This window comes from Streptomyces sp. NPDC046862 (genome assembly GCF_040704615.1).
Lineage (GTDB): Bacteria > Actinomycetota > Actinomycetes > Streptomycetales > Streptomycetaceae > Streptomyces.
On record NZ_JBEYXP010000077.1, the window covers coordinates 25,595 to 48,277 of the forward strand.

Here is a 22,683-nt window from a genome sequence, read left to right on the forward strand (position 1 = left end):
ATATGCGCTAAAGCAGGGGCCGCACGGGGTTCGCGGAGTGCCGGACTAGACTTCGGGTTCAAAGTTTCGTAAAGCCGCGCGCGGCGCGGGGGAACCCCGTACTAACAGGATTGGGTAGCCAGTGGTTCTGAAAACCTTCGGCTGGTCGTTCGCGGTCACCGCGCTCGGCTTGGTCGCAGCGGTTCTCTACGGCGGATGGACCGCGTTCGGGATCGTCGCGATCCTGTCCATCCTGGAGATCTCGCTGTCCTTCGACAACGCGGTGGTCAACGCCGGGATCCTGAAGAAGATGAATGCCTTCTGGCAGAAGATCTTCCTCACCGTCGGCATCCTGATCGCGGTCTTCGGCATGCGGCTGGTCTTCCCCGTCGTGATCGTCGCCATCAGCGCCAAGCTGGGCCCCATAGAGGCCGTCGACCTGGCGCTCACCGACAAGAACCAGTACCAGCAGTACGTGACCGACGCCCACCCGTCGATCGCCGCCTTCGGCGGTATGTTCCTGCTGATGATCTTCCTGGACTTCATCTTCGAGGACCGGGACATCAAGTGGCTGGGCTGGCTGGAGCGCCCGCTGGCCAAGCTCGGCAAGGTCGACATGCTGTCGGTCTGCATCGCGATGATCGTCCTGCTGATCAGCTCGATGACCTTCGCGACCCACGCGCACCAGCACGGCGGCACCCATGCCGACAAGGCGCAGACGGTCCTGATCTCCGGTATCGCGGGCCTGATCACCTATCTCATCGTCGGCGGTCTCTCCGGCTACTTCGAGAACAAGCTCGAGGAGGACGAGGAACGCGAGCACGAGGAGGAGGAAGAGGCCAAGCGCAGCGGCAAGCAGGTCTCGGCCGTCAAGCTCGCCGGCCAGGCCGCGTTCTTCATGTTCCTCTACCTGGAGGTCCTGGACGCGTCCTTCTCCTTCGACGGCGTCATCGGCGCCTTCGCCGTCACCAACGACATCGTCCTCATGGCGCTGGGTCTGGGTATCGGCGCGATGTACGTCCGGTCGCTGACCGTGTACCTGGTCCGTCAGGGCACCCTCGACGACTACGTGTACCTGGAGCACGGCGCCCACTACGCGATCGGCGCCCTCTCGGTCATTCTGCTGGTCACCATCCAGTACCAGATCCACGAGGTCATCACCGGCCTCGTCGGCGTCGTCCTGATCGCCTGGTCCTTCTGGTCCTCCGTCCGCCGCAACCGGGCGCTGGCGGCCGAGGAGGGAAAAGCTGAGTCCTCGGACGACAAGGCGGAAGTCTCGTCCGGGGTGTGACCGGTTCCGGGGTGTGACCGGTTCCGGGGTGTGACCGGTTCCGGGGTGTGACACCCCTCCGGGTGAGGAACGCTCTGAGCGGGGCGGCTGTTCGAGGACGAGTCCTCAAGCGGCCGCCTCGCGGCGGTTCGGGCAACGACACGGTGACGTAGGACCACGGCAGGGTGAGGGCGGGAATGGGCTTCTTCGACGGTCTGCTGAGCGGCCGCACGCACTTCGACTCGGGCAGTGCGGCGAGCAACTCCATCGAACTGACCAAACGGCACCGGACGGTCTCGCTCACCAAGCAGGGAGCCGCCACCGGAAATCTGCGCGTCAACCTGTCCTGGCAGATGCGCACCTCCGACATCGGCGGGCCCAAGCGGCAGAGTCTGCTGCGTCACCCCTTCCAGGCCCTCAAGCCCGACGAGGTCAAGGCGCACAGCCAGAGCATGGTGAACGTGGACCTCGACCTCGGGGTGCTGTACGAGCTCACGGACGGGTCCAAGGGCGTGGTCCAGCCGCTCGGCAGCTTCTTCGGGGACACCAACGCGGCGCCGTACGTGAAGTGCAGCGGGGACGACCGGTTCGGGTCCGGGTCGGGGGAGACGATCTACGTCAACCTCGATCACCGCGACGAGATCAGGCGGCTGCTGGTCTTCGTGTACATCTACGACCAGACGCCGGCGTTCGACCGGACGCACGCCGTGGTCACGCTGTATCCGAGCAACGGGCCGCGGATCGAGATCAGTCTCGAGGACCGGCACCCCGAGGCTCGGTCCTGCGCGGTGGTGATGATCGAGAACGTGAAGGGGGAGATCATCGTCCGGCGTGAGGTGAAGTTCGTGTACGGGTTCCAGGCGGAGCTTGATCGGTTGTACGGGTGGGGGTTGCAGTGGGGGCGGGGGTACAAGTCGAAGGTTGAACGCTGACGGGGCGCTGCCGCTGGGCTCGGCCGGTTCGCCTATGAGCTCGGGTGCCTTGGGTGGGTTGGCGGGTGCGGGTGCGTCGTGGCTGGTCGCGCAGTTCCCCGCGCCCCTGAAAGGCCCCTACCGGCCGATGAACTGGGGCCCCTGCGGCGGCAGGGTGAAGTCCGGGTCGGGGAGGGCCGTGGCGGTGGCGGGGGGCTGGAGGTAGTACGCCTGGGGGGCGCCCGTCGTTGCCGGTGCCGGCTGGGGGTGGGGGTAGCCGTAGGCGGGCTGGGTCGTGGGCGGGCTGCCCGGCTGGGGGTAGCCGTACGCGGGCTGGGCCTGCGCCTGCGTGGTGGCCGCGGGAGGGTAGCCGTAGCCGGGCTGCCGCGGGACCGCCGACGTGGGCTGCTCGGGCGGGAGAGGGGCGGAGACCTCCGCTGCCGCGGCCTCCGACTCGTCCACCGAGATGCCGAAGTCGGTCGCGAGCCCCTGCAGGCCGTTGGTGTAGCCCTCGCCGAGCGCGCGGAACTTCCAGGACCCGCCGCGCCGGTAGAGCTCGCCGCAGATCAGCGCCGTCTCCTCGCCGGTCTCCGGCTTGACGTCGAAGTACGCCAGCGGCTCCGCGTCGGCGACCGTGGCGTCGTACAGCAGGATGCGCAGGGACCGTACGTGCTCGAAGGGGACGTCATCGGCCGACGCGACCAGCAGAATCTGTCCGACGGCGGACTCGACACCCGTCAGATCCGTCTGGATGGTGTCCGTGAGGCCCTCGGCGACGCGCTTCTTGCCGAGTCGCCAGACCTTGCCCGAGGGGTGGCGGGGCTGGTTGTAGAAGACGAAGTCCTCGTCGGACCGTACGCGCCCGTCGGGGCCGAGGAGCAGCGCCGAGGCGTCGACGTCCGGGATCCCCTGACCGGGTGTCCAGCGCAGCACGGCGCGCACCGCCGTGGTTTCCAGCGGAACGTTCGACCCCTTCAGCATCGCGTGCGTCATGCGGATCATCCTGCCTTCTCGGTCCTGGTCACGACAACGCGGGGTCACGATCGGCCGCCGGGAAACCGGCGAGCGATCGATACGTCCGAGTTACCTGAACTTCATGCCCGGTGGGAACCCAAGACATGGATCTCTACGTACTATTACCGGCCACCATTTCGCCAGGCCGACCAGCTGCCACGGGGGAGTCACATGCGTCATTTCGGGCACATCGCCCCTGAGGAGCGTCAGCGTCTGTTCCACCGGGAGCCAGGGTTCTTCACCGCCGACTCCCCGGCCCGAGTTCTCGCGGTCGCACTCGGGGCCACCCTCTACAGTCCCGCCACCAGGCCACGGCTGGCCGACGACGTGGTGAGGCAGGCCGGGCGCGGTGTCGTGTCCATGGTGCTCTGCCTGGAGGACTCGATCGACGACGCCGAGGTCACGGGCGCCGAGGAGAACCTGGTCCGGCAGTTCACCGAGCTCGCCGCACGCCCCGAGGCGGAGTTGCCGCTGCTGTTCGTCCGGGTCCGTACGCCGGAGCAGATACCGGACCTCGTACGGCGGCTCGGGACGGCCGTCCGGCTGTTGTCCGGATTCGTACTACCGAAGTTCACCGAGGAGCGCGGCGTCCTGTTCCTGGAGGCGCTCACCGCGGCCGAGGCGTCGAGCGGACAGCGGCTGTTCGCGATGCCCGTCCTGGAGTCGCCCGAGCTGATGTACCGCGAGACGCGGGTGGAGTCCCTCCAGGGCATCTCCCGCACGGTCGACAAGTACCGCCACCGCGTGCTCGCGCTGCGCCTCGGCGTCACCGATTTCTGCTCCTCGTACGCGCTGCGCCGGGCGCCCGACATGACCGCGTACGACGTGCAGATCGTGGCCTCCGTGATCGCCGACGTGGTGAACGTGCTCGGGCGGGCCGACGGCACCGGCTTCACCGTGACCGGGCCGGTCTGGGAGTACTTCCGGGTCCAGGAGCGCATGTTCAAGCCGCAGCTGCGCACCAGCCCCTTCCTCGAGGTGCGGGCCACCGAGTTGCGCGAGACGCTGATCGAGCACGCGATGGACGGCCTGCTGCGGGAGATCGCCCTGGACCAGGCCAACGGCCTCCTCGGCAAGACCTGCATCCACCCCTCGCACGTACTGCCCGTGCACGCGCTGTCCGTGGTCAGCCACGAGGAGTACAGCGACGCCCAGGACATCCTCCGACCCGAGCGCGGCGGCGGGGGCGTTCTGCGGTCCGCCTACACGAACAAGATGAACGAGGTGAAGCCGCACCGCGCCTGGGCCGAGCGCGTCCTGCAGCGCGCCGAGGTTTTCGGCGTCGCCAACGAGGACATCGGCTTCGTGGAGCTGCTGGCGGCGGGCCTGCCCGACTGAGGGGACCCCACGACGGGGGCCCTGCGACGGCACCCACGACGGGACCGGCGGGAACGGCTCGCTGACGCCTTACTGACAAGGATTCGATGAAGAACAAAGAGGTCTGGTCCGGGAGCTGGGTCGCGGAGCGGCTCGGTGTCGAGCTGATCGGCGACGAGGAACTGCGCGACCTGCTGGGACTCGCCCTGCGCCGCAACCCCCGGCGGGCGCATCTGCTGGTGTCGAACGTGCTGGGCAAGCACGTGCCCCAGTCGCCGTCCGTCGTGTACGGGTACGGACTCGCCCTCGGCCGGCGGGTGCGCGAGCTGCTGGGTGACCAGGCGGGCGAGGCCGTCGTGCTCGGGTACGCCGAGACGGCCACGGGGCTCGGCCACTCGGTCGCCGACGGCGTGGTGTTCGCGCCCTACCTCCACTCCACCAGGCGGCCCGTCATGGGTGTCGCCCCGGCCGGCGGCTTCGAGGAGGCCCACTCCCACGCCACCTCCCACCTGCTGCTGCCCGAGGACCCGGCGCTGCTCGCGGGGGACGGGCCGCTGGTGCTGGTCGACGACGAGTTCTCCACCGGGAACACGGTCCTGAACACCATCCGCGAGCTGCACGCCCGCTACCCGCGCGACCGGTACGTGATCGTCGCGCTGGTCGACATGCGGTCGGCGGCGGACCTCGGGCGCCTTGAGGAGTTCGCCCGCGAGATCGGCGCCCGCGTCGACCTCGTGACGGCGGCCTCCGGGACCGTACGGCTGCCGGAGGGGGTGCTGGAGAAGGGGCAGGCGCTGGTCGCGCGGTACGAGGCGGCCGGGGAGCCCGCTCGGGCGGGTGCCGCCCCGGGGCACGTCACCCGCGTCGAGCTCGACTGGCCCCGCGACGTGCCCGACGGCGGGCGGCACGGCTTCACGCGCGAGCACCGGGCACGTCTGGAGGCCGCGCTGCCCGCCGTGGCCGCGCGGCTCGCGGGCGCGCTCCCGGAAGGCACGGGGCGCGTGCTCGTGCTCGGCTTCGAGGAGCTGATGTACGCGCCGCTCCGGCTGGCCCGGGCGCTGGAGAAGGTGGTCGACGCCGAGGTGCGGTACTCGACGACGACCCGCTCACCCGTCCTCGCGGTCGACGACCCCGGCTACGCGATCCGCAGCCGAATCGTTTTCCCTGCCCATGACGACCCCGACGACGGCCCCGGCGAGCGCTACGCCTACAACGTCGCGGGCGCCGGCTTCGACGCGGTCGTCGCCGTCGTCGACTCGGCCGCCGACACGGCCCTGCTGCACGCCCCGGGCGGCCTGCTGGACCGGCTGGCCGCGCACACGCCGAGCGTGCTGCTCGCGGTCGTGCCCTCGTACGTGCCGCCGTACGCGACCCCGAAGGCGTCTTCGCACGACTCCCCGCACGTCTCCCCGCACGTCTCCCCGCACGTCTCCCCGCACATCACTCCGCACGCCCCCGAAAGGCCCTCCATGCTGCCCGAGCCCCTGCGCGGCCCCGCCTTCTCCTCGTACGCGCCCGACGAGGTCGGCTGGCTGCTGCGGGACCTCTCGGACGTCACGCTGGAGGCGCCCACCGAGGAGCGCGAGGAGGCCATCCAGAGCGGCGGCGCGCACTACGCGGAGTCGCTGCCGGTGGAGTACCAGCCGAGCGAGCGGTACCAGGCCCTCTTCCACGACGCGCTGGAGGAGTCGGCGACCCGCATAGCCCAGGCCGTGGGCGTGGTCACCGAGACCGTGCTCGCCGAGCGGTCACCCCGGCCCGTCCTCGTGTCGCTGGCCCGCGCGGGCACCCCCGTCGGCGTCCTGATGCGCCGCTGGGCCCGGCACCGGCACGGGCTGGACCTCGCGCACTACGCCGTGTCCATCGTGCGGGGCCGCGGCATCGACGCCAACGCGCTGCGCTGGCTGGCGGACCACCACGACCCGGCCGACGTCGTGTTCGTCGACGGCTGGACCGGCAAGGGCGCCATCACCCGTGAACTGGCCGACGCCCTCAAGGAGTTCGAGGCCTCCGACGGCGTCACCGGCTTCGACCCGGAGATCGCGGTGCTCGCCGACCCGGGCTCGTGCGTGCGGACCTACGGCACCCGCGAGGACTTCCTCATCCCCTCCGCGTGCCTCAACTCGACGGTCTCCGGGCTGATTTCGCGTACGGTGCTGCGCTCGGACCTGGTCGGCCCGAACGACTACCACGGCGCCAAGTTCTACCGCGAACTCGCCGGTGCGGACGTGTCGAACGACTTCCTGGACGCCGTCTCGGCCAGATTCGAGGACGTCGAGGACGCGGTGGACGCGCAGGCCAAGGAACTGCTCGCCGCCGACCGCGCCCCGACCTGGGAGGGCTGGGCGGCCGTCGAGCGGATCAGTGAGGAGTACGGCATCCACGACGTCAACCTCGTCAAGCCCGGCGTGGGCGAGACCACCCGGGTACTGCTGCGGCGCGTACCGTGGAGGATCCTCGCGCGGGCCGGGGCGGGGGCCGACCTCGACCATGTGCGCCTGCTGGCCGAGCAGCGCGGGGTGCCGGTGGACGAGGTGGCCGAACTGCCCTACACCTGCGTCGGGTTGATCCACCCCAAGTACACACGGGGCGCCACCGGCGCCGACGGGAAGGCGGTGGCCCTCTGATGGCCGTCATGGTGGCGAGCGACCTCGACCGAACGCTCATCTACTCCTCGGCGGCACTGGCGCTGACCATGCCGGACGCACGGGCGCCCCGGCTGCTGTGCGTGGAGGTGCACGAGGCCCGTCCGCTGTCGTACATGACCGAGACGGCCGGACAGTTGCTCACCGATCTCGGGGACGCGGCGGTGTTCGTGCCGACCACGACCCGTACGCGCAAGCAGTACCAGCGCATCAACCTACCGGGCCCGGCGCCCAGTTACGCGATCTGCGCGAACGGCGGGCACATCCTGGTGGACGGGGTCACGGACCACGAGTGGCACGCGTCGGTGACGGCCCGGCTCGCGGACGAGTGCGCGTCGCTGGACGAGGTGCGGGAGTACATGGAGGCCACGTCGGACCCGTCCTGGGTGCGCAAGGTCCGGGTGGCCGAGGATCTGTTCGCGTACCTCGTCGTGGAGCGCGAGCTGTTGCCCGAGGACTGGGTCAAGGAGCTGGCCGTCTGGGCGGAGAACCGTGGCTGGACGGTCTCGCTCCAGGGCCGCAAGATCTACGCCGTGCCGAAGCCGCTCACCAAGAGTGCGGCTGTGCGGGAGGTTGCGCGGCGTACTGGGGCGGAGCTCGTCCTCGCCGCCGGGGACTCGTTGCTGGACGCCGATCTGCTGCTGGCCGCGGATCGGGGGTGGCGGCCGGGGCATGGGGAGTTGGCCGACACGGGGTGGGCTGCGCCCGGCATCACGGCTCTTCCTGAGCGGGGGGTCGCGGCGGGGGAGCGGATTCTGCGGGAGTTTCTTGCGGGGTGCCGATAGCGCGGTAGCGCCTGCCGGGTTCTGTGTGTGGGCGGGTGCGGGTTCGTCGTGGCTTGTCGCGCCCACGCGGCGGAGCCGCATACAGACACAGCCCCGCGCCCCTTGAAGGCCGTCGGTTGCCCTGCGGCCTTCGCGCCCCTCAAGAGCCGTCGGTTGCCCGCGTGCGTTCAGAGCGGGCGCGGGTCGACCTGCGGAGGCGTACGGTCGCGAAGGCCAGTAGGGCGACCGCCGCGGTGATCAGGACCACCTTGGAGTAGGCGGAGGCGAGGGTGGTCACCTCCGTCCAGTTGTCGCCGAGGAGGTAGCCGGCGAGGACGAAGATCGTGTTCCAGATCGCGCTGCCGAGCGTGGTGAGGGCGGTGAACACGGGGAGCGGCATGCGTTCGACGCCCGCGGGGACGGATATGAGGCTGCGGAAGATCGGGATCATCCGCCCGAAGAAGACGGCCTTGGTGCCGTGCTTGAGGAACCACGCCTCCGTCTTCTCGATGTCCGCGACCTTCACCAGGGGCAGGCGTGCCGCGATCGCCACGGTGCGCTCACGGCCGAGGAGCGCACCGACGCCGTAGAGCGCGAGGGCGCCGGCCACCGAGCCCGCGGTGGTCCACAGCAGGGCGGCGAGCAGGTTCATCTGGCCCGTGCTCGACGCGAATCCGGCGAGCGGGAGGATGACCTCGCTGGGCAGCGGGGGAAAGAGGTTCTCCAGCGCGATGGCCAGCCCCGCCCCGGGCGCGCCGAGCGTGTCCATGAGGCTGTTGATCCACTGGGGTGCGGGGCCCGCGTCCGCCGCCATGACTGTCATGGGGCGCACGGTAGGCGCGCGGACCTGAAGAGAACCTGAGGGAGGGGCCTGAGGGAGGAACCGAGGACGGTTCCGTCAGCCGCAGCAGCCCCCGCCGCAGCAGCCACCCCCGCCACCGCCACCACCGGCCGCCGGGGCCGGGGCGGACGCCGAGCCGCCCACGGCGACCGTCGACAGCAGCTTCACCGTGTCGGCGTGACCGGCGGGGCAGTCCGCGGGGGCGGAGGACTCGGCCATGGGGCGGCTCAGTTCGAAGGTGTCGCCGCAGGTCCGGCAGCGGTACTCGTAGCGAGGCATGCGCACAGGTTAACCGGCGCCCCACCGTGGCGGCAGATCTCCGGGGTCGCTCCCTTCGGGTGGTCGGAGTGTCTGGTGTGGCCGGGTTTGATGACGTGATGCACGTGGCCATTTCTGTCCGGTTCTCGTTCGGGGCAGTTGTGAAAGTGGCTGATAATTTGTGGAGGCCGCGTGGAGGTCGAGAGACCGGGGGAAACAGGGGGTTCGTAGCCGCGTCTTCGGCGGCTGCGTCTGTCCGCGCGCGCGATTCCACGTGCGGAGGGAGACGCAGTCGTGACCACTGCTCGGCATCGGACCAATGCCGTGCACCCCTTGAGCTGTCCGGGCGCAGGGGCCTGCCGTGGCTAGCCGGCAGGGCGGCCCCTCGGGTCGTCGCCGGGCCGCGCAGAAGCCCTGGTGGCAGCGCCGTACCCCGACCAGTACGGCGACCGGCACCACGATCGGCACGGACAGCGGTCCCGTCGGCGGGGAGCACCCGGAGGCGTGGGCGGGGGAGCTGAACCGGGAGACCGGCTTACGGGAGGCACAAACAGGGCGAAGCGTGCATGAGCAGGCCGCCCAAGGGACCGGATCTCGCCATCGCGGAACGCGCCGCAGACCCGCCCCTCCGAGCGCCCTCGCACGCCTCGCGGACCTCGTCCGGCGCTGGGCGCCGCTCGCCCGTCGGCTCCGCCCGAGCTACCCGCGGCCGGGCCGCACCGGCTGGCGCCGCTGGGTGCCCTCCTGGCGCCAGTCGCTGGGCACCGCACTGGTGTCCGCGGGGCTCGGGGGCGCGCTGCTGACCGCCGCCTACGCCGCCACGGACATCCCCGGGGACCTGAACACCTTCGCCACGCAGCAGGACAACGTCTACTTCTGGTCCGACGGCACCCCCATGGCCCGTACCGGCTGGGTGCGGCGCCAGGCGATGCCGCTGAAGGACATCCCGGAGGAGGTGCGCTGGGCGGTGCTGGCCGCGGAGAACGCCAGCTTCTACTCCGACCCGGGCATATCCGTCGGCGGACTGACCCGCGCCGTGTGGCGCACCGTCGGCGAGGGCGACACCCAGGGCGGATCCACCATCACCCAGCAGTACGTCAAGAACGTCTACCTGTCCCAGGACCGCTCGGTGGGCCGCAAGTTCACCGAGGCGATGATCGCCCTCAAGCTCGACAACCGGATGAGCAAGGACAAGATCCTTGAGGGCTATCTCAACACCAGCTGGTTCGGCCGCGGCACCTACGGCATCCAGCGGGCCGCGCAGGCGTACTACGGCAAGGACGTCAGTGAACTGAACGCCGGCGAGGCCGCGTTCCTCGCCTCCCTCCTCAAGGGCGCCGGCCTCTACGACCCGTCCCTGAACAGTGCCAACCACGCGCGGGCCGAGGAGCGCTGGGCCTGGATCCTGGACCGGATGGTCGACATCGGCAAGCTGACGAAGACCGAGCGCGCCACGTACACGAAGTTCCCCGAGCCGCTGGACCAGTCCCAGGCGTACGACACCGGCCGGCAGAGCGACTACCTGGTCGAACTGGCCGCCCAGTACGCCAAGAAGGCCGCCCGCATCTCCGACAAGGACTTCGACATGGGCGGCTACCAGATCTACACGACCTTCGACCGCAAACGGGAGGCGGCGCTGACCAAGGCCGTCACCAAGGCCCGGAAGAAGGCGCTCAAGGACTCCCCGGAGAAGGCGAAGGCGGCGCACTACGGAGCCGCGTCCGTGGCCGCCGACGGCCGGATCCTCGCCGTGCACGGCGGACCCGACCACCGCGAGCAGGGCTTCAACGAGTCCAACGCCACCACGGTCCCGGCCGGTTCGGCGTTCCTGCCGCTCGTGTACGCGGCGGGCCTGGAGCACGGGGCGGGCAAGGAACGCGGGACCGCGAGGACACGTGTCACTCCGCAGTCCCTCTACAACGGCAACGACGGCGTCCCGGTCACCACGCCCGAGGGGCCCTACTGGGACCGCAGCGGCAAGAAGGTCCTCGCCCGCAACGACGACGGGAAGTCCTTCGGGAACATCACCCTGCGCACGGCCCTCGCCCAGTCCGTGAACACGCCGTTCATGCAGCTCGGCATGGACACGGGACTGGACAAGGTGCGCCAGACCGCCGAGGCGATCGGGATGCTGCCCGCCAGCATGGGGCCGCAGGTGCCCGCGCTGTCCACGGGCAACTCCACTCCCAGCGCGATCCGCATGGCGAGTTCGTACGCCACGTTCGCCGCCGGCGGCACGCACACCGAGCCGTACTCCGTGCGCAAGGTCACCCACAACGGTTCCCGGGTCGCGCTGAACGTGCCGGGGCCGCGCCGGGCGGTGCGCGCCGAGGTGGCCCGCGATGTCACCGAGGCGCTCACCGACTCCTTCCGCGGCGCCCATCCCACCGCTGCCCCCGCCTCGGCGGAGGTCGCCGGGAAGGCCGGCAGGACGGAGGACGACAAGGCGGCCTGGTACGTCGGCACGAACCGCTCGGTGTCGACCGCGGTCGTCGTCTACCGCATGGACCTGACCAAGAGCCTCGAACCACTGCCGCTCAAGGGCATCGCCGGCGCCTCGGCCGCCGACGTCCCGTACGGCGTCTGGTCGAGCGCCATGAGCCCGCTCGGCTGACCCCCGACGGCTCACCCGCACCACCGCACCACCGGCTCCACCGCACCACCGGAACCACCGCATCACTGGCACCACCGCACCACCCCCCACCCCCCTCGCAGATTGAGCTCCGCATGAAGTCGAAGCCGCGTTCCCACGCGCAGCAGCAGTCGACTGCGCAGTCGCCCTCCGGCCGTGCCGAACCGGGCCGTACAGGCCGTACGGGCCGTTCCCGTGGCCGTCGCGGTCGCCGCCGCGCACGCCCGCAACCGGGCCCGCGCCCCGGCTTCCTGGCCATGGCGGTCCTCCTCGTCGTCGCCTTCGTCGCCGCGGCCTTCCTGGGCCTGAACCGCTCGGCCGGCACCACGCCGACCGCCTCCGCCGACAAGCAGGACCGGGACGGGGGCAAGGCGTCCCCCGGGGCGACCGCGGAACCCGAATGGGACGGCAGGACGAGGTTGATCGGCGACGGCTCCACGTCGTACACCGGCCCGCAGAAGGGGCAGTTGAAGCCGGAGCCGCTCAAGCCGGGTGAGAAGCCCCCGCAGTTCGTCGTCTTCTCCTGGGACGGCGCGCTGGAGGGCGACGACCGGCTGTTCTCGCACTACCGGGAGCTGGCCAAGAAGTACGACGCCCACATGACGTTCTTCCTCACCGGGATCTACCTGCTGCCGAAGGACAAGAAGGAGCTGTACGACGCGCCCCAGCACAAGAAGGGCTCCGCGGCGATCAGTTACGCCACCGACGAGCACATCCGCACCACGCTGGAGCAGCTCGGCAAGGCGTGGCAGGGCGGCAACGAGATCGGCACCCACTTCAACGGCCACTTCTGCGGCGCCAAGGGCGGCGGGGACTGGAGCGTCGACGAGTGGCGGACCGAGATCGACGAGTTCAACTCCTTCGTCAGGAACTGGAAGACCAACACCGGCTTCGAGGACATGCCCGCGCTGCCCTTCGACATCAAGGAGATCACCGGCGGACGCGCGCCCTGCCTGGAGGGCCAGAAGAACCTGCTGACGGCCGCCAAGGACTACGGCTACCGCTACGACGCCAGCTCCAAGGGCGACTTCCAGATATGGCCGAGCAAGAAGAACGGCATCTGGGACTTCCCGCTGCAGCTGCTCCCGTACGAGGGGGGCGACTACCAGGGCCTGTCCATGGACTTCAACTTCCTCTACAACCAGTCCGACGGCTCGACCGAGGGTGACCCGGCCCAGTACCCCCGCTGGGAGGAGGAGACCGTCGACACCTACATGGACGGCTTCAACCGCGTGTACTACGGCAGCCGGGCGCCGCTGTTCATCGGCAACCACTTCGAGGACTGGAACGGCGGCATCTACATGCGGGCCGTCGACCGGATCATCGAGAACGTGTGCACCAAGAAGGACGTGAAGTGCGTGTCCTTCCGTGAGCTGACCGACTGGCTCGACGTGCAGAAACCCGAGACCCTGCAGCGGCTGCGGGCCCTGGACCCCGCGCAGTCGCCGGAGTGGTCGACGGTCGTGAAGTGACTCCGGTGATTCCTCGGTGATTCTCCGGTGACTAAGGAGACCCCTGGTGTGGAGTTGTTGAGTAGGACATGTAAAGATTCCGTCCCCGGGCATCGACCACCCCCGGGGTCAAGGAGAACTCCCAGTGAAATCAAGGACGTTCAGCCGCCGCTGCTCGGCCCTGGCGGCGGTGACCCTCTCCACCGCCCTGCTCCCCCTGTCCGCCGCCCACGCGGCCGACGCGCCCGCGTCCCAGGCCCCCCGCGTCACCAGCGCGACCACCGGCACCTTCGGCCGCGTGGCGGACGCCGTGCTCACCGACCGCACCGCCGCTCTCGTCGACCAGGGCCAGGCCCCCCGCACGGCCCTGAAGGCGACCGGCGGCACGCGCCTGTCGGCCGCCCTCGGCCGGACGGAGGGCACCGCGGTCACCGCCCTGCGCGACACGCGGTCCCGCCTCGCCGCGCTGGGCGAGGCCTACAGCGACGCCGACACCGACGTCACCGTGAACAGCACCCGGGTGAGCGGCAAGAAGGCCACGGTCCGGGTCACCGAGACCACGACCCTCACCTACGAGAAGATCCGCGGCGACGAGCCCGCCACGACCGGCTTCCGGGCGCACCACGAACTCACCTTCACCGCCCAGGCGGACGGCACCTGGCAGCTGTCGGGCATGAAGTCGACGGACAAGGGCCCCCGGCAGATCAACGAGCCTGCCGCGACCACCGGGCAGGGCAGGCCCACCATCACGCCGTTCGCCGTCATCCAGGCCCCCAAGGCCGCCACGACCCTCCCCGCGCCCGCCAACCCCAAGAAGCTCACCGGCGGCACGTACAACTACGCGGCGATGGCGACCTACAGCGAGAAGTACTGGAAGGACTACAACCCGGCCTACCGCAAGTACAACTCGCTCGGCGGGGACTGCACCAACTACCTCAGCCAGGGCCTGCTGGCCGGCGGCTGGAAGCAGATCTCCACGGTCACGCCCGAGGAGTACGACACCTGGTACTACGCGTCGAACGGCACGGCCGACGCCTGGATCGGCGTCAACGAGTGGTCATGGTTCACGCAGACCGCCAAGCGGACCACGGCGCTCGCGAACGTCTACCAGATGGACGTCGGCGACGTGATGCAGGTGGACTTCAACAAGGACGGGTCCAAGGACCACTCCATGATGACGACCTACCGCAGCTCCAGCGGCGTCCCGTACCTGACCTACCACGACGCCGACACCTACCGCCGGTCGGTGGCGAGCGTGATCGCCTCCTACCCGACCGCGGCGTACTACGCCTACCGCACCTGAGTCACCGGCCGGCGTCCTCTCCCCGGGGCCCCTGGGCTCCGCGTGACCCCTGGGGGAGGGCGCCGGCTCCCTCCGCGCGCCGTGTCCGGTCCGCCTGCCTCGCCTCCCGTTCCGCCTGCTCCGGATGGCGGGCCCGCCAGTACGGGCTGTCGTGCGGCAGGGCCGTCCCCACCCGCCCGTACATCCCGAAGGTCATCAGCAGCACGCCGTAGATGAAGCTGAACATGACGTTCTGGATGCGGAAGGCGAGGAAGTTGGAGTCCGTGTCCAGCAGGCCCAGGTTCACGAAGCCGCTGAGGATGAACAGGACCCCGAACACCATGTTGAGCGTCGACGCGAAGTTGCCGCCGATCACCATGCCCGCGAACAGCAGGAGGCCGACACAGATGGACAGGACGCTGAGCGTGCCGTTCGTGTTGAGCCCGCCGACCGTGTCCCCCCGGGTGTCGAAGTAGCCGACCTCGTCGATCAGGCCCAGAATGCCGAAGGCCAGCAGGACGAGCCCCATGAGGCCCGCGCCTATCCGGTAGACCGTGTTGAGCCGGTGGTCCACCGGCAGGTGCTCGTCGAACCGGATGCGCCGACTGGGATCCTGGCGCACGTGCGTGGCCATGGCGCCTCCCTCGGGTCTCGGCGGAGGCCGTGCGTACCTTCTCAATATCCGCCCGCGGGCGCCGTGGCGCCAACGGCGCCCCTCGCGGCCACAGGACGACGCACCCGCCTCACACGCCGCCCGAGCCCCGGTCCTCGCGGATCTGGGACACCGTCCGCGCCACCGTCGCCCGGACGGCCTCGGTCTCCGTCAGGAAGTGCCAGTAGTCGGGGTGCCGTCCCTCCAGCGTGGCGACCGCGCGGTCCAGACGGCCGACCGAGTCGTCCAGCGGGCGGGCGTGCCGGGGGTCGGGCGTCGAGCGACCCGCCATGGCCAGGCGCTGGGCGTCACGGATCGCGAACCGCGTGCGGTCGATCTCCGCCTGCGGGTCCTTCTGCACGGCGTTCAGCCGCCGCAGACGGTCGCCGGCCGCCGAGACCGCCTCGTCCGTGCCGTTCAGCAGCGCCCGTACCGTCGACAGCAGCGAGGTGGCGTCCGGCCAGCGCTGCTCGTCCCGCGCGACCCGCGCCTCGCGCAGCTTCAGCTCGGCCTGCGCCACGCTGTCCGCCGCCTGCTCCGGCACGTGCTGGAGGTCCTGCCAGCACGCGGCCGAGAACCGCCGTCGCAGCTCGCTCAGCACCGGCTCCACCTGCCCGGAGCGGGTGCGCAGCGCCTCCGCCCGCGTACGCAGCGACACCAGCCGGTGGTCGATCTCGGCGGCCCGCTCCGGCAGCCGCTCGGCCTCCGCGCGCACCGCCTCGGCGTCCCGCGCGACCCGCTCGGCGCGCTCCAGCGTCTGCGGTACGCCGTGCTGACCTGCGCCCTGGTTGAGTCTGGTCAGCTCGGGGCCGAGGGCGGCCAGCCGGGCGGCGAGGTCGTCGGCCTTGAGCCCCGAACTCCGCACGCCGTCCAGGGCGTTGGTGGCGGCGAGCAGGGCCTGGCGGGCGCGCTCCACCGCCGGGGCGAGCCGGGCCAGCTGGGTCTCGGCCTTGCCGAGCAGCGGGCCGAGCCCGTCGGTGAAGCGGTCCAGCTCCTCCTTGACCCGGGTCAGCTCGTCCTTGGCGGCGGTGAGCTCGGCCCGGGCGCGCGTGGCGACCGAGGCCTCCAGGTCGTCCCGGTCGAGGTCATGGGCGTCCACGGCGTTGATGTACTGGTGGCTGACCTCGTCGATGCGCCGCCCCAGCGCGTCGAAGTCCGACACGGCCCTGCGGGCGGCGGGGGAGTCGTCGACGGCCGTGATGGTCTCTATCGAGATCCGCAGGTCCCGCTGGGCGGTGTCGAGCTCGTAGAACGCGGCCGCCGCGGCGTCCTTCGCGGCCTGCGCCTCCGCCCGCTGGCTCTCCGCCCGTCCTCCGAACCACCGCCGCGTACCACCGCTCGCGAAGGCCGCGGGCAGGGCGAGGGCGGCGACGACCGGGAGCGCCATGAGGGTCAGCAGATCGCGGGCGCGGGGGTGGTTCCGGGTGTCATTCCGGGTGTCATTCCGGGTGTCAGGAGATACGTCGGGAGCGCCGCCGGACGGCCTCCCCTGGCGGAGACACGCTGGGTGCTGCGCGCGTGGCGCAAACGGTGTGTCCGGCCGCGAAGGTGTCGCCGTCACATCCCTCTCCCGTGCTGTGATCCGCCCTGCCAGGTGTCATTCTCCCACCCTGCAAGGACGAACACACGGGCCGTTCAGTTCAGCGTCCGCACGGTGACCGAGCCGTCCTTGGTCCGGGCCGCGACGACATGGTCGCTGGACTCGTCCCGGGGCACGGACACGTCCACGGAACCGTCGCCGGTCTCGGTCGTCACGCGGTACTTCTCGCGGGGCAGCCCGATGGAGATGGAGCCGTCCCCGCTGCTCGTGTCCACCAGGTCCGGTACGACGTCGAGTTCGAGCCTGACCGAGCCGTCCCCGCTGGAGGCCCTGACCTCGCGCGACTCGATGCCGGACGCCCGCACGGAGCCGTCGCCGGTGTGCAGGTCCAGCCCTCCGGTGGTGTCCGACACCCGCACGGACCCGTCGCCGGTGCGCACCTTCAGCGGCCCGGTGGAGTCCGCGACCCGCACGGAACCGTCTCCCGCGCGGATGTCCAAGGCCGCCTTGAACCCCTTGGCGGTGATGCCGCCGTCCCCGTCCTCCACGGTGACGGCGACCCCGCGCGGCACCTCGATACGGTGCTTGGCCGAGCAGTCCGCCACGAAGCCCGAGCACTTCATGCGCAGCTTCAGCCGGTCGCCCTTCATCTCCCAGGTCACCCGCGGGTCCCCGCCCACCACCACGCTCCCCGAGAACCACCGGGTCACCTCGACCCGGTCCACGTCCGCCGGGACGAGCTCCAGCGCGGAGTCGTCCGAGTCGATGGTGAGCGTACGGCCCTGGAGGGCGAACGAGCGGTGCTCCGGATCCTTGTCGTCCCCGGGACTCGAGCACGCGACGGCGGTCGCCATGAGCGCCACGACGGCCCCACTGACGGCCACCGCCCGGCCACGCGCTGTACGAGCCATGATCTCCCCCTGCTGCCCTGGACCCCGAGGTCCGGTTTCGACGACGACGTTTTCGACGGCGACGCCGTGCTTCTGCGGCGTACTCAGACCGTATGGACCGGGCGGGCCGTGGGGGATCCGGGCACCTCCCGGATCAGAGGTAGGGATAACCGTAGCTTCGAGTCTCCGGTCCGGCCCGCGCGGTCCGAAGCCCGCAGGAGAACCGCGAAAAAACGCTGAGTGCGACCGCACGGAGCGGGCGCGCCGAGGGGGATCCGGACCGCTACTGGAGCCGAGGTGGGCTGCAATTGCAGAAGAGGAGTTCTTGTATCGAATGCGTGACCTTTGGGATCGAGGGTCGTTGGATGGGTGACGGATCTTCGACGCGGGGGTGATGGGTGGGCGGGCTGCGACAGGCGGCGGCGCCGTTTGTGGTGCCCGCCCCGTCGGGGATGGCGATCCGGGCCCGGCTGCGGGTGTCAAAGACAGATGCGGCGGTGTTGCGGGAGGTCGGTGCGTTCCTCGGCTCTCTGGCTTCACGGGATCTCGCGGTGCGCTCCCGACAGCGACTGACACATGACACGGACGCATGGGCAGTCCGCAAGCGGGAACTGTCCGGTGTCTCGTCGGCGCGGTGGGCGGGCAGCATCACCAAGGCCACACACGACCAGTGGGCGCTGGCCCGGCGCGGCCAGATGGTGCAGATGGCATGGCTGCGCGGGCAGACCGCCGCGATCGAGGCTCGGCTGGCCCGTCCGCTGCGTGCCAAGGCGAACAAGCACGAGGGGCTGCCTCGGGGCTACGGCTCTCGGACGGAGTGGCATGCCAAGTCCCGCCGCCTGTACACGTTGAAGACCCGGCTGGTCAGGCTGGAGGAGGACTGGGTCGCGGGCGGGGTACGCGTGGTGCGCGGCGGCAAGAAGCTCGCCCATCTGCGCCACCACTTGGATGAGGCCGGGCTGGACGAGTGCGGGTGGCGGGAGCGGTGGCAGGCGTCGCGGATGTTCCTGGCCGCTGACGGAGAGTCCGGCAAGCGCTTGGGCAACGAGACGATCCGTATCGTCGGCACTGGGCAAATCTCGATCAAGCTTCCGGCCGAGTTGGCACATCTGGCCAACGCCCCGCACGGCCGCTACCTGCTGGACGCCACCGCTGTGTTCAAGCACCGCAGCGAGGAGTGGCTGGACCGGATCACAGACAACCGGGCGGTGGCCTACCGCATCCACCACGACGCTCTGCGCGGTCGTTGGTACGTGACAGCCTCCTGGCAGCGCACGCCCGCTTCGGTTGTGCCGATAGAAGCAGTCCTCACCAGGGGCGTGGTGGCGGTGGACATGAATGACGGCCACCTCGCCGCCTGGCACCTGGACGTCCATGGCAACCCGGTCGGCGAACCCCGACGCTTCTTCTACGATCTCTCGGGCAGCACCACGCGCAGGGACGCCCAGCTCCGGCACGCGCTCACTCGGCTGCTGCACCACACCCGCCGGTGCGGGGCAGCGGCGATCGCGATCGAGGACCTCGACTTCAGCGACGGCGCCAGCCGCGAAAAGCATGGCCGCAACAAGCGCTTCCGACGCCTGATCTCCCGCTTCCCCACCGCCAAGCTCAAGGCCCGGTTGGTGGCGATGGCCGCCGAGCAGGGCATCGCGCTGGTCGCGGTGGATCCGGCTTATACCTCTCGGTGGGGTGCTCGGCACTGGCAGCAGCCACTGACCACCTCCACCCGTCAAGTGTCCCGGCACGATGCGGCGAGCATCGCGATCGGGCGACGCGCCCTTGGGTATCCGATCCGGCGACGGACGGCACCGCCCCCACACGACCGGAGTGATCGTGTGGGGCATCGGACCGGCCAGGCCTGGTCGGATACCCGAGGACGTGAGGAAACCCGCCCCCACCTGCCCGGACCACGATCGCGAGTCGTGCCGCCCGGTAGTGGAGCGAACGTGGGTGACCAGCGTGCCCGACACCGTTGGGGGCACGCGGCTGAGCATGGGTTATGGCATCAGGACGCACTCCCACTCAGTTAGAAACGGCTATTCCCGGATACGGGTTTGCGGCGCATGCCATCAGGCAAGGTAGGCTGTCGACTCGTCCGGGCGCGTAGCTCAGCGGTAGAGCGCCTGCCTTACAAGCAGGATGTCGGCGGTTCGAAACCGTCCGTGCCCACAGGACTTAGGTAGCAGGTCAGTGGCCTCTCGGAGATTCTCGGGAGGCCGTTCCTGTGACCGGAGTCCACATCGAGTCCACATCCCACAGGTCGCACTCGCGCGAGTGACAGCGGCTCATGATCATCTGTGGAGCCCGGATGTGGAGATCCGGCCTGCGGGCGACCACCCCCGCCGCGGAGTCTGGCGGAGGCCGTTCGTTCAAACCAGGACCTCCCACTTGCGAAGGATGACGATTTCCGGTGGGCAGACGTACACCGGCCCCCCTATGCGTTAAGAGTGGTAGGTGGGGGCGCAGTCTTCATTACGGTGCGAAATAAAATGGTGACACGACGCACATGCGTCCTCGCCCGCCGCTGCGAAGCGGGCACGCACATCCGCCACCCACCGCAAGCCGGCCGTCGACAAGGGCTTGAGTCTCAACTCCGCCCCGCAGTCCTGACACACCGCGGAGTACCTGACAGAATCGAAAACCGCCTGCTCCATCCCCACTCCCAACGGAGACGAGGTTAAACGACGAGCTGAGCTTGTCCTTTAACCTCTACACCTCCTTGGTGCTCCCCATTAACGGGGTGATCATGGCGGCCTGATCAGACACACTGGTTCGGTGCAGCATGATGAAGGACAGCCGTTGTCCGGTGGCAACGTCAGCGATGGTGTCGTTCGAGTCGGAGATACTGTCCGCCGTCCGGCCGGACCGTGGACTCCCGCAGTGCACGCCTTACTCACCCACCTGAACGAGGTGGGATTCCGTGCGGCGCCTCGTCCTTTGGGCATCGACGACCAGGGGCGCGAGATCCTGACCTTTGTGCCGGGGCATGTGGTCTGGCCCGACCGTTTCTCTCTGCTGGAACCCGCTCGGCAACTGGCTCGTGTGGCGCGACTGATCCGGGACTTCCACGATGCAGTGCAGGACTTCACGCCACCACCCGACGCGCACTGGCAGATGCTGATCCCCGCCGAAGGCGGCGACATCATCGCCCATCACGATCTGGCCCCATGGAACCTTGTGGTCGCAGACGAGTCCCGGTGGGCCTTCATCGACTGGGACACCGCCGGCCCCGGTTCCCGCCTGTGGGACGTCGCGTATGCCATGCACGGTTTCATCCCGTTGTCCGCGCATCCTGACTGGCAACGCGGCGACGCGGGAGACCGACTGCGAGTCTTCGCCAACGCCTACGGCCTCGATGAAGCCGAACGCCGTCGGCTGGTCCCACTGCTGGGGCGCCGTACGCGTTCCATGCACGACTTCCTGCGCGAACAGGCCGCCCAGGGTGTCCAGCCCTGGGCAACTCTGTGGACCGCGGGCCACGGCGACGCCTGGCGAAGCGACGCCGAATACATCGAACAGCGCGAAGACCAGTGGATGCACGCCTTGCTCGCCGGCTGAGGCACTTCCGTCCGCTCGTCGCTCCCCAGAGGGCGCTCCTACCGGCCAGGGCGACACCGAAGGCGACGATGCCGTCCAGTCCGCACGGCGGTATCCACGCGAGGGCGGCCGGCCAATGGCTGAGCCAGTGCCGTCCCGCCAGCGCGTCGAGGCGGGTGAGCACGGGAAAACTTTTGCCGGAGCCCGCTGAGGTCAAGTCCTGCGAGCAGCCCCACAACAAGTTCGGGTCTCGGTTGAGTCTCCCCTGGAGGGAGACAGCAAGCTGGGGTCATGGACAGCGACGCGCTCTATTCCATCGGAGAATTATCCCGCCGGACCGGCCTGACGGTGAAGACCATCCGGTACTACTCCGACCAGGGCATCGTCCCGCCAACCGACCGGAGTCCAGCGGGCTACCGGCTGTACGGCTCCGAGGCACTCGCACGCCTGGAGTTGGCCCGCACGCTGCGCGATCTCGGGCTCGACTTGGCAACCGTGCGCAAGGTGCTGGACCGGGAGACATCCATACCGGAAGTCGCGGAAGCACATGCTGACGCCTTGGACGTACAGATCCAGGCTCTCCGCCTGCGACGGGCAGTACTACGAGCTGTCGCCAGACACGGCCCCACCACCATGGAGATGGACCTCATGCACCGACTCGCCACGCTCTCGCAGGCCGAACAACGCCGACTGGTAGCCAACTTCATCGACGACGCCTTCCGGGACTGCGACGCCAACCCCGAGTTCGTGACCCTCATGCGATCCGCAATGCCCGAACTCCCCGACGATCCAACCCCCGATCAGGTCGAATCCTGGGGAGAACTCGCCGAACTCTGCCAGAACGAAGACTTCCGTACCACGGTACGCCGCATAGCTGAGGACCAAGCGCAAGAGCCTTCCCGACGGGACGTCAGCGGCTTGCATGATGATCTCAACCAAGCGATGCGTGAGCGAATCGACGAAGCCGCGTCCGCCGGCGTCCTCCCGGCCTCCGCCAAAACCGCACCCCTCGCCGACTCACTGGGCGGCCTCTACGGCCACGCATTCGAGAGGGCCGGCGACGGCGACCTTCGCCGCTGGCTCCTCGCCCGCCTGCAGGCAACCGCCGACCCACAAACCGAGCGCTACTGGCAGCTCCTGGCGACGATCAATGGATGGCCTGCATCGCCCTCACTCGCTCCCGTTTACACCTGGTTCACCACCGCCCTCCGCAGTGCTTCTGCTACGGCAGCGACGTCTTGAGCTCCGGGGGGCATCACGTGAAGTACGACGTCTTACAGATCCTCGGTATGACACTCCTGGTCCTTGGGGGGTAGGGAGCAATCCGCCAGCTCGTCGACCACAACAACGTCGGCCTACTCGGCTGGCTGCCAGGCGAATTCGCGGCCGGCGTTACCGTCTACGTTGTCGCCGTCGTCATCGGAGCGGTAGTTGCAAGTTGGGCCCGCAGCAATGCGAAGGCTGTCGGGTGCAGGAACTGACGGAGCGACTAGAGAGGGCACGCAGCAGGCACCCCGAGACAGGACACAGCTCTGTGCACCCATGTCCTGTCTCGGTTGAACAAACGCTCGTCCGTCTCACCACGTAGGACACGGTCTAATTAGGAGAGAGGATGGGTCGCCCGGCGGTGGCCTGCGGCCCCTCGGGGCGAGCCGGCCCGGCGCGGATGCGCCTTGCGAGTGCTCGCCTTTGCCCCCCCC

The 22,683-nt window shown here is 69.7% G+C and carries 17 protein-coding genes and 1 tRNA gene; 12 read left to right on the top strand and 6 right to left on the bottom strand.

What is annotated here, in order from left to right:
• Positions 1-121 precede the first annotated feature (121 nt).
• The gene (locus AB0959_RS48365; protein WP_366833344.1) at positions 122-1,270 is read left to right on the top strand and encodes a DUF475 domain-containing protein; all 1,149 of its coding nucleotides are present in this window, start codon (positions 122-124) and stop codon (positions 1,268-1,270) included.
• Between the two features lie 176 nt (positions 1,271-1,446).
• Positions 1,447-2,181, top strand: a complete 735-nt coding sequence (locus AB0959_RS48370) for a Tellurium resistance (protein WP_366833345.1) — start codon at positions 1,447-1,449, stop codon at positions 2,179-2,181.
• Positions 2,182-2,298: 117 nt separating this feature from the next.
• On the opposite strand, the gene AB0959_RS48375 is transcribed toward AB0959_RS48370, so the two are convergent.
• The gene (locus AB0959_RS48375; protein ID WP_366833359.1) at positions 2,299-3,153 is read right to left on the bottom strand and encodes a TerD family protein; all 855 of its coding nucleotides are present in this window, start codon (positions 3,151-3,153) and stop codon (positions 2,299-2,301) included.
• A 192-nt stretch (positions 3,154-3,345) separates the two neighbouring features.
• Here AB0959_RS48375 and AB0959_RS48380 point away from each other — a divergent pair, with 192 nt between their 5' ends.
• The 3 genes from AB0959_RS48380 (at position 3,346) to AB0959_RS48390 (ending at position 7,921) form a co-directional block, all read left to right on the top strand.
• Complete coding sequence (locus AB0959_RS48380; RefSeq protein WP_366833346.1) at positions 3,346-4,512, top strand: HpcH/HpaI aldolase/citrate lyase family protein; 1,167 nt, start codon at positions 3,346-3,348, stop codon at positions 4,510-4,512.
• An 86-nt stretch (positions 4,513-4,598) separates the two neighbouring features.
• Positions 4,599-7,118 (top strand): phosphoribosyltransferase, encoded by a 2,520-nt coding sequence (locus AB0959_RS48385; RefSeq protein ID WP_366833347.1) that lies wholly within the window; start codon positions 4,599-4,601, stop codon positions 7,116-7,118.
• On the top strand, positions 7,118-7,921 hold the full coding sequence (locus AB0959_RS48390; RefSeq protein ID WP_366833349.1) for an HAD family hydrolase: 804 nt from the start codon (positions 7,118-7,120) through the stop codon (positions 7,919-7,921). The genes AB0959_RS48385 and AB0959_RS48390 overlap by 1 nt, the downstream gene beginning before the upstream one ends.
• Positions 7,922-8,060: 139 nt before the next feature.
• Here AB0959_RS48390 and AB0959_RS48395 read toward each other — a convergent pair whose 3' ends face one another.
• Both AB0959_RS48395 and AB0959_RS48400 read right to left on the bottom strand, forming a co-directional pair.
• Positions 8,061-8,723, bottom strand: a complete 663-nt coding sequence (locus tag AB0959_RS48395; protein WP_366833350.1) for a DedA family protein — start codon at positions 8,721-8,723, stop codon at positions 8,061-8,063.
• Positions 8,724-8,798: 75 nt separating this feature from the next.
• A complete protein-coding gene (locus AB0959_RS48400) occupies positions 8,799-9,020 on the bottom strand; it encodes a zinc ribbon domain-containing protein (RefSeq protein WP_366833351.1) in 222 nt (73 codons plus the stop codon).
• Between the two features lie 541 nt (positions 9,021-9,561).
• On the opposite strand from AB0959_RS48400, the gene AB0959_RS48405 reads away from it, so the two are divergent.
• The 3 genes from AB0959_RS48405 to AB0959_RS48415 all read left to right on the top strand — a co-directional run bounded on the left by AB0959_RS48405 (position 9,562) and on the right by AB0959_RS48415 (position 14,385).
• Positions 9,562-11,613, top strand: coding sequence for a transglycosylase domain-containing protein (locus AB0959_RS48405; RefSeq protein ID WP_366833360.1), 2,052 nt, complete (start codon positions 9,562-9,564; stop codon positions 11,611-11,613).
• A gap of 275 nt (positions 11,614-11,888) precedes the next feature.
• A complete protein-coding gene (locus tag AB0959_RS48410; RefSeq protein ID WP_366833361.1) occupies positions 11,889-13,103 on the top strand; it encodes a hypothetical protein in 1,215 nt (404 codons plus the stop codon).
• 124 nt (positions 13,104-13,227) lie between these two features.
• On the top strand, positions 13,228-14,385 hold the full coding sequence (locus tag AB0959_RS48415; protein WP_366833352.1) for an amidase domain-containing protein: 1,158 nt from the start codon (positions 13,228-13,230) through the stop codon (positions 14,383-14,385).
• 1 nt (position 14,386) lies between these two features.
• On the opposite strand, the gene AB0959_RS48420 is transcribed toward AB0959_RS48415, so the two are convergent.
• From AB0959_RS48420 to AB0959_RS48430, 3 genes are all read right to left on the bottom strand, one after another.
• On the bottom strand, positions 14,387-14,998 hold the full coding sequence (locus AB0959_RS48420) for a DUF4383 domain-containing protein (RefSeq protein WP_366833353.1): 612 nt from the start codon (positions 14,996-14,998) through the stop codon (positions 14,387-14,389).
• A 109-nt stretch (positions 14,999-15,107) separates the two neighbouring features.
• Positions 15,108-16,577: a hypothetical protein gene (locus tag AB0959_RS48425; RefSeq protein ID WP_366833354.1), complete on the bottom strand. Its 1,470-nt coding sequence runs from the start codon at positions 16,575-16,577 to the stop codon at positions 15,108-15,110.
• Positions 16,578-16,651: 74 nt separating this feature from the next.
• Positions 16,652-17,467, bottom strand: a complete 816-nt coding sequence (locus tag AB0959_RS48430; RefSeq protein ID WP_366833355.1) for a DUF4097 family beta strand repeat-containing protein — start codon at positions 17,465-17,467, stop codon at positions 16,652-16,654.
• Positions 17,468-17,898: 431 nt separating this feature from the next.
• Between AB0959_RS48430 and AB0959_RS48435 the strand changes: the two genes are divergently transcribed.
• The 4 genes from AB0959_RS48435 (at position 17,899) to AB0959_RS48450 (ending at position 22,225) form a co-directional block, all read left to right on the top strand.
• The gene (locus AB0959_RS48435) at positions 17,899-19,476 is read left to right on the top strand and encodes an IS200/IS605 family accessory protein TnpB-related protein (RefSeq protein WP_366833362.1); all 1,578 of its coding nucleotides are present in this window, start codon (positions 17,899-17,901) and stop codon (positions 19,474-19,476) included.
• Between the two features lie 67 nt (positions 19,477-19,543).
• A tRNA-Val gene (locus tag AB0959_RS48440) sits at positions 19,544-19,615 on the top strand.
• A 606-nt stretch (positions 19,616-20,221) separates the two neighbouring features.
• Positions 20,222-21,004: an aminoglycoside phosphotransferase family protein gene (locus AB0959_RS48445; protein WP_366833356.1), complete on the top strand. Its 783-nt coding sequence runs from the start codon at positions 20,222-20,224 to the stop codon at positions 21,002-21,004.
• A 270-nt stretch (positions 21,005-21,274) separates the two neighbouring features.
• A complete protein-coding gene (locus AB0959_RS48450) occupies positions 21,275-22,225 on the top strand; it encodes a MerR family transcriptional regulator (RefSeq protein ID WP_366833357.1) in 951 nt (316 codons plus the stop codon).
• Positions 22,226-22,683: the final 458 nt, after the last annotated feature.